Annotated in this window: 14 protein-coding genes and 1 tRNA gene; 7 read left to right on the top strand and 8 right to left on the bottom strand. The window is 33.6% G+C overall.

Annotated elements, in window-relative coordinates:
- The first annotated feature begins 109 nt into the window (after positions 1-109).
- Positions 110-583, top strand: a complete 474-nt coding sequence (locus QZQ55_RS08890) for an Ig-like domain-containing protein (protein WP_295092504.1) — start codon at positions 110-112, stop codon at positions 581-583.
- Between the two features lie 38 nt (positions 584-621).
- Complete coding sequence (locus QZQ55_RS08885; protein ID WP_295092502.1) at positions 622-1,812, top strand: CpXC domain-containing protein; 1,191 nt, start codon at positions 622-624, stop codon at positions 1,810-1,812.
- An 11-nt stretch (positions 1,813-1,823) separates the two neighbouring features.
- Here the strand turns inward: QZQ55_RS08885 and QZQ55_RS08880 are convergent, their stop codons facing one another.
- Genes QZQ55_RS08880 through QZQ55_RS08870 form a run of 3 tightly spaced genes read right to left on the bottom strand, consistent with a single transcriptional unit; the run spans position 1,824 to position 3,678 of the window.
- Positions 1,824-2,585 (bottom strand): DeoR/GlpR family DNA-binding transcription regulator, encoded by a 762-nt coding sequence (locus QZQ55_RS08880; protein WP_295092499.1) that lies wholly within the window; start codon positions 2,583-2,585, stop codon positions 1,824-1,826.
- A gap of 1 nt (position 2,586) precedes the next feature.
- Positions 2,587-3,048: a pyridoxamine 5'-phosphate oxidase family protein gene (locus QZQ55_RS08875; RefSeq protein ID WP_295092497.1), complete on the bottom strand. Its 462-nt coding sequence runs from the start codon at positions 3,046-3,048 to the stop codon at positions 2,587-2,589.
- Positions 3,049-3,081: 33 nt separating this feature from the next.
- The gene (locus tag QZQ55_RS08870) at positions 3,082-3,678 is read right to left on the bottom strand and encodes a lysoplasmalogenase family protein (protein ID WP_295092495.1); all 597 of its coding nucleotides are present in this window, start codon (positions 3,676-3,678) and stop codon (positions 3,082-3,084) included.
- Positions 3,679-3,756: 78 nt separating this feature from the next.
- On the opposite strand from QZQ55_RS08870, the gene QZQ55_RS08865 reads away from it, so the two are divergent.
- On the top strand, positions 3,757-4,572 hold the full coding sequence (locus tag QZQ55_RS08865) for an HAD family hydrolase (RefSeq protein ID WP_295092492.1): 816 nt from the start codon (positions 3,757-3,759) through the stop codon (positions 4,570-4,572).
- On the opposite strand, the gene thpR is transcribed toward QZQ55_RS08865, so the two are convergent.
- Positions 4,556-5,596, bottom strand: coding sequence for an RNA 2',3'-cyclic phosphodiesterase (thpR, locus tag QZQ55_RS08860; RefSeq protein ID WP_295092490.1), 1,041 nt, complete (start codon positions 5,594-5,596; stop codon positions 4,556-4,558). The genes QZQ55_RS08865 and thpR overlap by 17 nt on opposite strands.
- Before the next feature lie 37 nt (positions 5,597-5,633).
- Here thpR and QZQ55_RS08855 point away from each other — a divergent pair.
- Positions 5,634-5,710 (top strand) — tRNA-Arg (locus QZQ55_RS08855).
- 33 nt (positions 5,711-5,743) lie between these two features.
- Here QZQ55_RS08855 and QZQ55_RS08850 read toward each other — a convergent pair.
- From QZQ55_RS08850 to QZQ55_RS08840, 3 genes are read right to left on the bottom strand one after another with little or no spacing between them, the layout of a single operon-like run.
- A complete protein-coding gene (locus tag QZQ55_RS08850) occupies positions 5,744-6,571 on the bottom strand; it encodes a PRD domain-containing protein (RefSeq protein ID WP_295092488.1) in 828 nt (275 codons plus the stop codon).
- Between the two features lies 1 nt (position 6,572).
- Positions 6,573-7,034 carry a glucose PTS transporter subunit EIIB gene (locus QZQ55_RS08845; RefSeq protein ID WP_295092485.1) on the bottom strand — a complete coding sequence of 154 codons (462 nt, stop codon included), beginning with the start codon at positions 7,032-7,034 and terminating at the stop codon, positions 6,573-6,575.
- The gene (locus QZQ55_RS08840; protein WP_295092482.1) at positions 6,985-8,163 is read right to left on the bottom strand and encodes a PTS transporter subunit EIIC; all 1,179 of its coding nucleotides are present in this window, start codon (positions 8,161-8,163) and stop codon (positions 6,985-6,987) included. The genes QZQ55_RS08845 and QZQ55_RS08840 overlap by 50 nt, the downstream gene beginning before the upstream one ends.
- A gap of 270 nt (positions 8,164-8,433) precedes the next feature.
- Between QZQ55_RS08840 and QZQ55_RS08835 the strand changes: the two genes are divergently transcribed.
- Both QZQ55_RS08835 and QZQ55_RS08830 read left to right on the top strand, forming a co-directional pair.
- Positions 8,434-9,918, top strand: a complete 1,485-nt coding sequence (locus tag QZQ55_RS08835) for an NlpC/P60 family protein (protein WP_295092479.1) — start codon at positions 8,434-8,436, stop codon at positions 9,916-9,918.
- 38 nt (positions 9,919-9,956) lie between these two features.
- Positions 9,957-10,652: a hypothetical protein gene (locus tag QZQ55_RS08830; protein WP_295092477.1), complete on the top strand. Its 696-nt coding sequence runs from the start codon at positions 9,957-9,959 to the stop codon at positions 10,650-10,652.
- Positions 10,653-10,675: 23 nt separating this feature from the next.
- Here QZQ55_RS08830 and QZQ55_RS08825 read toward each other — a convergent pair whose 3' ends face one another.
- Positions 10,676-11,701 (bottom strand): low specificity L-threonine aldolase, encoded by a 1,026-nt coding sequence (locus QZQ55_RS08825; RefSeq protein WP_295092474.1) that lies wholly within the window; start codon positions 11,699-11,701, stop codon positions 10,676-10,678.
- An 821-nt stretch (positions 11,702-12,522) separates the two neighbouring features.
- Between QZQ55_RS08825 and QZQ55_RS08820 the strand changes: the two genes are divergently transcribed.
- A partial coding sequence (locus QZQ55_RS08820) for a helix-turn-helix domain-containing protein (protein WP_295092506.1) occupies positions 12,523-12,619 on the top strand: 97 nt, incomplete at its 3' end.

Below are 12,619 nucleotides of genomic sequence, written 5' to 3'. Positions count from 1 at the left end.
TAAGTTCTATTTTGAGAATAAATGAGGCACGTAAGTTTTCACTTTTGCCTTTAAAAAACATAAAAGATTAGATATAATGAAGTAGAATTAAAGACGAGGTAGGTACAATATGTCAGATAAACAAAATAGCACGCTTGAAGAAGAAAGAGAACCTCTTTCTAAGAGTTGGATTTTCGCAGGTATTGTTCTTTTTCCATTGATTCCTTTTGTGCTGATATATTTTAATAAACATATAAAGAAGAAAATGAAGATGGTTTTAGGTATTGTTTATTTTGTTTTCTTGTTTGGTGTTTATCAATATGCATGTGTGGCACAGGGACCGGTATTAAGTAGTGTGGTTATTCCTGATCAGTATGTAACTGTGAAACAGGGAGAAACATACCAGATTCATTACAAGACTGATCCTCAGAAAGTAAAAGTAGAATATACACATTATTCATCTCAGTATGCGAATGTGGCTAGTGTTGATCAGAAAGGTTTAGTGACTACTATTACTCCTGGTACAACACGTATTACTTTAACTGCTGGAGATAATCATCATACTTATAAAAAGAAGTATCTTACAATCCATGTGATTGAATAGAGCGTGTATACGCTCTTTTTTTGTTAGGAGGTCATTTTATGAGAGAGAAAGATATTTATGTCATTACATGTGCGAAATGCAGTAAAGAGAATAGATATGAGGCTTATAGCTGTGTAGGGCCAGATCAAAGAGAACGTATTATTGATGATTCTATTATGTCTTATACATGTCCACATTGTGGAGAAACAACTTTTTTAAAGCATCCCTTGACTTATATAGATCCTGTACATCACTTTATTGTGCAATATGGACAGGATAAGAATCAGTTTATTCATGGTGTGGAACAGTTAAGGATGACTCCTCTCTATAAAGATTATATATTCCGTTATACAGATTCCTGGCTGAATTTTAAAGAGAAGATCATGATTCTAGAGAATAGAGATGATCGTTTAATAGAGTTGTATAAGATTACCTTGAAGAAAGAATTGAATGAAGACATCCCTTCTTTTTTCTTATTTAATAAAGAAGAAGAGAAAGAACTCATGATTGCGTTAAACCCTAATGGAACACGTGCTTATATCTTTAATAGGAACTGGTATGATTTAAAGGAACAGGATCCTGTAATAAATAAGATATTGAAGTATGATACAAGTCTAATAGTAGATAAAGAGTGGGCAGAACGTCTTTATGATTATCGTTTAAAGGTATCTTTATGTGAGGTACAGACAAAAATACAAGTAAGGACATATTTAATTCCTTCTTATGATCATATAGATATCGGTGATTATGTTTATGTAGAAGAAAATGGAGAAAGAGTATTAGGACAGGTTATGACTAAGAATTATAAGTCTATTTTTGATATACCTGATCATCTTCATTTTATTGAAAAGACATTGCCTTTAGAAACAGAGTATGATCAATCTTTAAAAGAAGAGTATAAAGATTTATTTCCTGTTAAAAATGAAAGAAAAGAAGCATTCTTAGAACTTCTAGATAATATACGTTTCTATTATTATTTAGAAGAAAACGATAGTAATGCTTCTAATTATGTCATAGATATTGATGGGTTCCGTTTGATTCCTCTTTATATAGATAGAGAAGAAGCTATCAATAAGAAACCTATGAATACTTATATATTAAGTGATCTATTAACAGATGTATTAAAGATGACATTTGAAAAGATTGATGGTTATATGATTTATGATGAGAAAGAACCTTATATATTAGATTCTCAACTTATTGATATATTCTTATCCTATACAGCACATAAAAAGACCCAGATCAATTAAATGGGTCTTTTTCACATGAGTTCTACCTGATGGTCTTTAAATACTTTTACAAGAGAGTGGTCTAATTCTTTTTCACATATATAGCCTGTGAAGTCATCAAGTGAGGCATAGGCATAGTTGCCATCTTGATTGAGTTTAGCACTTTCTCCTACCATATAGGCTTTCTTACTTGCATTGATGGCAGTCTTTTTAGTCATACCATCGTTTGTTTCATAGGTTGTAATGACATTATGGTCTAAATCAATACCAACAACGCCAATAAATGAAATATCAAAACGATATTTTCTAATCAAGTGATTTGTAAGTGCACCTACAAATCCATCTTTTGCCTGGTTGAAGTCTCCTCCTAAAAAGATGAGTCTGACTGCACTATTTTGTCTATAGAGCTGCATAATATCAATCATATTTGTCACAATAGTAAGTGCGATATTCTTTTCAAATATGAGTTTTGCGATTTCTAAGTTGCTTGTAGATATATCCAAGAAGATGACAAAGCCCTTTTCTAGTTCTTTAACGGCTTTAGATGCAATGATTTTCTTTTCTTCACTATAAAGTTCTACACGTTCTGATACATTGGTATGATGTAAGTTAACACGTACATTAACTGCACCGCCATGCACTCTTTTAAGTTTTCCTGCCTTTTCTAAGAGTGTGAGATCTTTACGGATACAATCTTCTGTCACATCAAAGGATGAAGCCAGTTCTTTCACAAAGACCTGTCCATCAATGTTCAGTTTTGTAATGATTTGTTGGTGACGTTTTTTCTGTGACATCTTAAACTCCCTTAAAATGATTTTTTCCAGTCACCTGATTCAAAGTAATCTTATAAACATGGCATGTGTCTATATAATCCTTATTATAAGGATATGTTTCATAACCACAATGCGTGAGAATAGATTCCATCGCTTCATCATATAATTCATGAGGAATTGGTTCTACAATTCCTTTTCCAATAATAGATGAATAAGAATTAGAGACTGTCTTATCTGGTTTACAAAAATATTCATATAATGTTTCTGCCTGTACACCAACATGAGGATTTTCTTTAATAAGATGAGTCATCTTTCCTTCTCTTGGTGTGTAAATATAAAGTACTATTTTGTCTTGTTCCTCTCCTATTCCAAAGTTCATAGGAACAATATAAGGATAGTCATCATCTTGAAATGCAATATGCAATGTATCAAAATGATGAAACATCTCCCTTAACTGATTTAAATCCTCCACTGTTTCTGCCATTTCTCTCTCCCCTTTTGTATCTATTTTAACACATTATATGAAAGAAAAACTGTAAGCGATTAAAAAAATCCCGAAATAATAGAAGAAAATATTCAAAATTCCTAATATCTTGTACTTACTTCTCTTATAGAAGATAAGAAGTACATCTGATAAAAGATAGAGGATAAAGCCTAATGACATCATCTTGAAGTTAAGTGTATTCATAGTTATGGATGTAAGAATACTTTTAGTTGTCAGCCAAACTAACGCAAACGTATAGCTGGTGATTTCTGTTTTATAGTCTATATCTTTAGAATAAGTCACTACTTCCAATAAGATCATAGATATTACCGGCGCAATAAGTTCTATATAAGTGAATGGCTGATAATGATAATAGAAGAATAGACAGGCAATATCACCTATAAGAAATGCATTAAGACCATATCTAAATAGCTCTTTCTTACATAAGAGCATATCTCCAATCATAAATGCGAGTAATCCTGGCAAGATAAGAAGAAATAATTTTGTTTGATGAGAGAAATAGGCAGTGAGAATAAAGCCAAATGAACAGAGTCCTTTTGTATAGATATGGTAACGTGTACGCCATGTACAAGCCATAATAAGAAACAATAAAATGTATAGTAGAATCATATATAACTTCCTTTCTAAAATAGTCTACCACAATTCAAGGATGTGTGCTATAGTGGTGCTCAAAGGGGGAAAAGACAAATGATCAAATTAATTGCGACAGATATGGATGGAACATTCCTAGATAATAACAAGCAGTTTGATAAGTCTTTTATTGATTTATTTTTTGAGATGAAGGAACAGGGTGTACTGTTTGTGGCTGCAAGTGGTAATCAATATGCAAGACTTTATCAGAAGTTTCTGCCTATGAGTGAAGATATGTATTTTATTGCAGATGGAGGCAGTTATATTGCGAAGGGACCAAATACTTTAGAAGTGTTTGATATGGACCGTAAGAAAGCTTTTCTTGCGATAGAAATAGTCAAACAACATTATCCTGATTTTAAGATTATGGTGGCAGGAGAAAAGTATGCTTATGCAAGAAAGAAAGATCATCTGACTAAAGAATTGACTACTTATTATTGCTCTTATAAGTTGATTGATGATTTTGATGAGATTGATGAACCTATTACTAAGATTGCGATACTTGACCCTCGTGGAGATATTAAGAATAGTGCAGGAGATATTACACGTATTTTACCTAAGGGATTACAGATTATTACATCTGGTAATGAATGGATGGATATTCAAAGAGAAGGTGTCAACAAAGGTCTTGGGATGCGATATATCCAGAAACATGAAAATATTTCTAGAGATGAATGTCTTGCCTTTGGTGACCAGATGAATGATTATGCTTTATTAGAGTCTGTAAAATATGGCTTTGCGATGGAGAATGCAGTAGATGAAATCAAGAAGCTAGCCTATGGTATCACTGACTCTAATGAAGATCAGGGATGTTTAAAGATTATTAAGAAAGCTCTAAGAAAAAATAAAGAGCAGGCTAGTCACCTGCTTTAAAATAGAAATCACAATGATTTTGGATATCAAAGGAAGAAAAATACTTTTCTTCTAATGGTATCCATTTTTTTATAAACATGTTTAGAGCTTCTTTTCCATTTCTTTCTTCTATACGTTTAAGTCGTAATGATTCATCTATATCTAGAAATATAGTAAGATCATAAACATCTACCAAATCAGGATGACATGAATAAGAACCTTCTATAATATTAATAGGTTTATAAGGATATACTTTTCCTTCACTTATAGACATAGAGGAACAATCTATTGGACGATAAAGAACATCTTGTTGATTTTTTAAAGGATCTAATACTTCCTTTTTAAAACGTTCTCTATCTACATTACCGCCTGGCTCATTATAGCGCTCCTGTGTACGTTGATATTCCTGAAGATAGAAATCATCCATATGAAATATATGACAATCTAGATATTCCTTTAACTTATTCGCAAGGGTTGTTTTACCACTTCCACATCTTCCATCTATTGCGATGGTGACATGTCCCTTCTGTTTATATATTTCATTAATAGTTTCTAATACTTCCTGTTCCTTATAAGGAAGATATTTTAATCCTTCATCTAAGTAATGGGCCTGTAAGAGTTCTACTTTGATATCTTTTGTAGAGACTTCCTGGAGTGTTCTGTCCCCTTCTTCTGCTTTTCTTAGAATGGTTATATGAGGATAGAAAGGTTTTTCATCGAAAGGAATATCATGCTTCTTCAATGCGCTTCTTAGTGTATTCACATAAGCATCTAATTCGGGATTTTCTTGAACTCCCACCCAGTATATCTTCTTGAAATGACCCATACGGTTTAAAGTGATGGTGATTTCAGGAAAAGGAATAGATTGTATAATCTCCATAATTTCATCCTGTCTATTTGTTTCACCAAAGAAAGCTAAAGTCATATGAAGATTATCTGGATCATAATACTTTCCTTGAATACCTTCTTCCTTTAAAGAATCTATAATATGAACTAATTCTTCTTTAAAAGAAGAATTAAATGTGAGTGCGACAAATTGTCTCATAAAATTCATCCTTTCTATGATATAATAAACAAGCTATGTGCATGTAGCTCAGCTGGATAGAGCATCAGACTCCGGCTCTGAAGACTGCAGGTTCAAATCCTGTCATGCACGCCAACAAAGAAAAGAGGCAGCAGAAGCTGCCTTTTATTATACACTATGTCTGATTCTTTCTATATGTATCGCAAGATAGCCTATTTCTTCATCTGATATCTTTTCAAGAATCAGCTTTTCTATATAATCTGCGACACGGCATGCAACAGCATAGCTTTCTGGAAACTTTTCTTTTGTATAGTCAGTCATAGAAACCTGCACATCTTCTTTACGATCTAGACGGACCATTAAGAATTTAATATGGTTTACTAAACGAATATAAGCAACAGAGTCTTCATCAATCACTATGTTGAAGGTTTCTTCTACATAAGTGACTGTCTGATGAATAATGCTGGCAACCTGTAATGAACGTCCAGGTGGCTGAGAACTCAAAGCTGCATGAATATGAAGAGAAATATAACCAATTTCATCATCAGTGATTTCATAACCTAATCTTCTTTTGATAATCTTTCTTGCCTTCTTGGCTACTTCATATTCATCCGCAAACAATAATCTAATATCACTTGTAAGAGGGTTTGAAATGACCATATCATTCTTAATACGATCAATAGAGAATGCGATATGATCTGCAAGAGGTAAAAGAATCTTAGTGTCAATATCACCAAATTCTTTTTCTGCATAACGAATAATTTCATTGGCTATTTCTAAAAAGATAGGATCAACACCCTGTAATACATTCTTAACTGTATTCTTTTCCAAACTATAGCATTTGATATTCTTTCCTGGATTTTCAATCACATCTCCAGTTTTTCTTTTGAAGCCGATTCCCTTACCGAGTAATATCACTTCTTTATTGAGTTCATCTTTTGCGACAACTCCATTATTGTTTAGCGTTCCAATGACTTCATAACGCTGTTTTTTCACTTTATTCTCCTTCATGTAATATCTGTTTTATTTCTGATACGATAATAACAACATGTGGTCCATAGGTAATTTGGATACCTTCACCACGCATATAAATACCTGCAGCACCTGTTGCCTTTAAGGCTTCTTCATCTACAAGTGATAGATCCTTTAAAGTGGCACGAAGACGCGTTGTACATGTATCAACATCTAATATATTAGGAACACCTCCTAATGCTTCTACAATAGCGTGAGACACAGAACTATCTACGTCAAGACTTTTCTTTTGTGAATAGTCTTTTTTTGTATGAAGTTGTGTATCTTCTCCTCTTCCGATTGTTTTAAAATCATAACGCTTAATCACATACTTAAAAATTGTATAATAAAGCAAGAAATAGATAAAACCAATAATTGGGACGAATACCCAGTTTGTTTTACTGTTTCCCTGTAATATACCAAATAAGAAAAAGTCTATTGCCTGCACTAAAAGTCAATCCTATCGCAATATTAAGTGCCTGTGCAACGGCATAAGCACTTCCTGCTAGGATGGCATGAACCAAAAAGAGCGGTGGTGCCTGAAATAGGAATGTGAATTCTAGTGGTTCAGTAATACCAGTCAAGATAGAAGTCAATGATGCAGAGAGTAATAAACCTCCTGTTTTTTTACGATGGCTAGGTCTTGCACAATGATACATAGCAAGAGCTGCACCTGGCAAACCAAACATCATAAAAATATATTCACCTGAGAAGAAGCGAGTGGCTTCTACATTAAATTGTGTGACATGAGGTGAAGCAAGCTGAGCAAAAAAGATATTCTGTGCCCCCTGGATGAGATGTCCATCCACTACCATATTGCCCCCTAGTCCTGTCTGCCAGAATGGAAGATAAAAAACATGATGTAAACCAAAAGGAATCAGCATACGCTTTACAAAACCAAATACGAAGATTCCTGCATAACTGCTGTCTCTTACAAAAACACCTAAGTGATAAATGGCTTCCTGAACAGGTGGCCATATATAATAGAATAAAATTCCCACAAATACGAATACAAAAGAACAGATCACTGGGACAAAACGTGTTCCTGCAAAAAATGATAAGAAATCAGGAAGTCGTGTCATATAGAACTTGTTATGGAGAAAAGCGACACCGAGTCCGACAACCATTCCTCCAAAGACACCTATATCTAAAGACTGTATACCACATATAGTATTGATCGTACCAAGTCTAACAGAATCAGCAATCTTACCATCCAATATAATACCATTAATAGTTAATAATGAATTAATAGAGGCATGCATAATAAAGAAAGCAACTAATGCAGAAAAGGCCGCTGTGGCTTTTTCATGTCTAGCCATCCCCATCGCAATACCGACCGCAAATAAAACAGGAAGATTATCAAAGACAATATTACCGGCATTACTCATAACGGTGAATAATGCGTTCATCGGTGTTCCTTTTCCTAATATGAATTGAAGATGGTAAGCTTGAATCATTGTTTCATTTGTAAATGAACGTCCTATACCCATCAATAGACCAGCAACAGGTAAAACAGCTATAGGAATCATAAAGCTCTGTCCTACACGTTGCAGTTTACTAAATAGCTTATCAAACATGATTCTTCCTCCTTCTTCACCTTTTAATCTATTCTATCATTATATAGTATGAAAATCTAATCCTTTTTATAAGTGGGTTCATTGTGTTTTTCTTACAAAACAGGGCGTTTTGTATAATTCTTAAGTTATTTTTAAAAATTTCTTAATTCATTTTTATATGATATACACTACATATTTTGATACTTCTTAAATATTTCTTAAGATTTTTCTTTATTTTTTAATATGAGGTGTTATAATAGAGCCTGTCGAAAGACAAAAGGAGAGAGAAAAATGGATAAGAAAACAAAAGAAATCATGAGTTTCGTATCTAATAGAGTAAGAACTCAGAAGACAATGTTCATTCCTGTGTTTGCTATTTCCGCTTTCGCAATCGTGGGTTATACAGCTGCTGATAGAACAGCACCTGTTGTACATTCAAATACAATTGAAGTTCCTTATGGAACTGTCCTAAAAGCTAGTGATTTTGCAATCTCTGATAACAGAGATAATACTGATACATTAAAAACAAAGATTCATGCTGATTCTTATGAAAAGAACCAGTTAGGAACATATACTGTCAATGTGACAGTAAAGGATGCTTTCAATAATGAAACAACTAAGACTGTTAATGTTAAGGTTGTAGATAATGAAGCACCAGTTCTTGAATCTAAGACTGATGATGGATTTGTCATCAATGTTGAAGCCAATGGCAGCAACGATTTAAAACAGTACATCAAAGCAACTGATAATGTTGATGGTGATGTAACAGACTTCGTTAATTTCGATAAGGAATTAGATACAACTCAGTTAGGTGAACAGGTGATCAATGCTTCTGTTGAAGATAACATGGGTAATGTTGCTACTAAGACGTTTACTTTCAATGTTGGTGATACATCTGCTCCTGAAATGAACTTAAAGAATGGTAACTTCGTAGTAAACTACGGTGATAACTTTGATATCAACAACTATGTTGAAGCAAAGGATAACTATGATATGAATCCTGTTTTAACTGTTGAAGGTGAAGTAGATACTAAGAAGTTAGATGGTACTCAGCCTATTAAGGTGACTGCAACTGATGCAAGTGGTAATAAGACTGAAAATACTTATGATGTAACTGTAGCTGATATTGCTGCTCCTGCTATTACATTAAAGTCTAATGATATTAATGTGAAGTATGGTTCATCATTTGATGCAAAGTCAAACCTTGCTTCTGCTATTGATAATCTTGATGGTGATGTAACAAGCAAAGTCAATGTAAGTGGTTCTGTCAATACTTCTAAGTCTGGAAGTTATACAGTAAATTATACAGTCACTGATAATGCTGGTAATACAGCAAATGCAAGTGCTAAAGTCACTGTAGCTGCCGCTCCATCAAGAGGTGGATACAATGCAGGTGGAACAAGTGTTAAGGGTGGACATAGCGGTATTGTTGGAACTGGTCTATCTAGAGTAGGTTCTGCTTATGTATTTGGTGCTTCTGGGCCAACAGCATTTGACTGTTCTGGATTCACTTCATGGGTATATAGACAAAATGGTAAGTCATTACCAAGAACTGCTTCTGCTCAGTATAGTTCTACTACAAGAGTATCTAAGGATGGCTTAAGTGCTGGTGACTTAGTATTCTTCGCAGGAACTTATAAGTCAGGTATCTCACATGTAGGTATCTATATCGGTAATGGACAGTTTGTTCATGCTGCTAACTCAAGTACTGGTGTTACAGTATCTTCATTAAATAGTGGTTATTATGCATCTCACTATGCAGGTGCTGGTAGATAAGAAGATCGAAAGATCTTCTTTTTTTCTAAGGAGTTTATATGAAAAAAGTATTAAAAGTGATTCTAGGAATCGTATTAAGTATTGTGCTAGTTATTGGTCTACTTTATGGACTTTTTATTTATATGATTAAGTATCATGTAGAGACAGTAGCTAAAGAGTCTTATTATGAATATGAGGTTGTGATGCAGTCAGTCGGAGCGCCTCTATTCTTCAGCAGTGCAGATGGACGTTTGCTTCTTAAAAAGAATGATACGATAATCAATAAGATGGACTTTGTATTATCAGATGATGGTGGAAGTATTCGAGAAGATGTATGGAGTGTTAGCTGGTATAAGGATCATGTAGGTGTTGTGATTCAAGGAACTGAGCAGGATGATACACTTTATAATCTTTATTATAATGGGAAGACAAATAGTTCTATTGTGACTGGTCAGGATGCATTAACAACTAAAGGTGATATGGCTGGTAATAATGCTGATGAGATCAGAAAAGAATTGAGAATGGTCGCTGATTACCTTCATTATGATGATATAAATTATGGTATCAGTGCAAAGGGATGGATGTATGCAGTTGTTTATAATAAAGATGGTGTAATACGTCATTTGAATTATTATGAAACTCATGAGCATGAATATGTTTATGAGGAAACAAAGAATGGTACTACTATCGTATTAGGATTTTATAAAATTGAAAACGGCCAGGTCATAGATGAACGTACTACAGCATGGCACTAAAAAAGATTCCGTGAGGAATCTTTTTATAATAGTTCTTTAAGTTTTTCAATAGATTCTTCTGTAGTAGCCCAGCTTGTCGCAAAACGTACTACAGTATGTGTATCATCGTACTTTTCCCAGAAACCATAGCGTACATGCTTTTCTAGTTCCTCTAGTTTCTTATTGTCTACAATAAAGAACTGCTGGTTTGTAGGAGAATCAATATAGAATTCATAACCCTTTTCTTTAAAGATTGTTTTAAGCTTTTCAGCCATATCAATGGCGTGTCTTGAAATCTTGAAATAGAGATCATCTGTAAAAAGAACATCAAATTGAACACCATTTAAACGTCCTTTTGCAAGTAAAGCACCATGTTTCTTAATAAGGTTTACAAAGTGTGCTGGTGTATTATTCTTAGTAAAGACAACAGCTTCTCCACATAATGCCCCTACTTTAGTTCCACCAATATAGAATACATCAGTAAGTTCTGCGATATCTTCTAGTGTTACATCAGTATCATAAGACATGAGACCATAACCAAGTCTTGCACCATCTAAGAATAAAGGCAAATTATAAGCATGACATACATCTGAGATTTCTTTTAATTCTTCTTTTGTATAAAGTGTGCCATATTCTGTAGGATGAGAAATATAAACCATACCTGGGAATACCATATGTTCATGGTTAGCATCGTTATAGAATGTATCTACTAATTCTTTGACATCTGATGCTTTTAACTTACCTAAATACTGTGGGACAGTGAGCACTTTATGTCCTGTATATTCAATGGCCCCTGCTTCATGAGCCGCCACATGTCCTGTCACTGCAGCGACAACACCTTCATATGGCTTCAACATTGTATCAATGACTAACTGGTTAGTCTGTGTACCACCTGTAATAAAGTAAATATCAGCATCTTCTTTACCACACGCTTTCGCAATCTTTTTTCTTGCAGATTCAGAATATACATCTACTCCATATCCTGACTGCTGATCCATATTTGTTTCAATAAATTTTTCTAGAATGGCATGATGTGCCCCTTCTGTATAATCACTTTCAAATGATAGCATCTTTATATCCTCCGTTTTTTTGTATTCTACACTATTTTAGAGGTGAATACAAATAATGAAAATAATTCAAAAAATAGGAAGTAATTCACTCTGATGAATGAGTATATATATGTGTAAGCCACTTATTTCTTGTTTAGAATACTTTTACATAGAAAGATAAAGGAAACTCATTCCTCGAATAGTCAATTCATACTATTTGGTAGGAATAGGAACAGAACTATACTATAATAATCAAAAAGAGGAAAATATAAGTAACTAAATATATCGACTATTGTGATTAAATGTGTTCAAATCTACTCAAAGGAAAGCTTTAATATGAAAACATCAAATATCACAAATTATAAATCAAAGGATTTTGCTGAACTTTAAGGCGTACCTGTTAAGACATTATAACGTTGGGATAGAGAAGAAACTTTATAGGCAAACCGAACTCCAACTAATAGGCGTTATTACACTTATAATTAGTATTTACTGAAATCGCATTGCATTTTTAAGATTTTGTATTGCAAAAGGAATTATTGTAGACCAGTGTATTGAAGAATATGGAAACTGTGTAACGATTTATTAGATGAAGTAATGGAACAAAAAATCAAAAGCATAATTTGAATACCCACAAACCATAGGTTAGTGAAAATTAAATTTCATAAGCACCTATTAAACGGCGTTCTCGAAGCTGAACCTAATGCATGAATTTTCCATTTGTTCTATAATTAGATTAGAAATCAGATAGAGAACTCGTGTAGGATATTGTTTCAATACTTCATGTGCTCTCCTGCAGGTTGCAAAGGGCTTCGTAAGTATAAAAAAACAGATAGAAAGGGATGAGGAAATTGCTGAAGAGCTTCAAGACGGAAATAAATCCGACAGAGGAGCAGAAAGTCAGGATTCGTAAAACAATAGGTACTTGCAGATTTATCT

The organism is uncultured Catenibacterium sp. (assembly GCF_900540665.1).
In the GTDB taxonomy this organism is placed as follows: Bacteria; Bacillota_I; Bacilli_A; order Erysipelotrichales; family Coprobacillaceae; genus Catenibacterium.
Note: the sequence above shows the minus strand (reverse complement) of the source record. Positions and strands in the feature narration are given on the sequence as shown.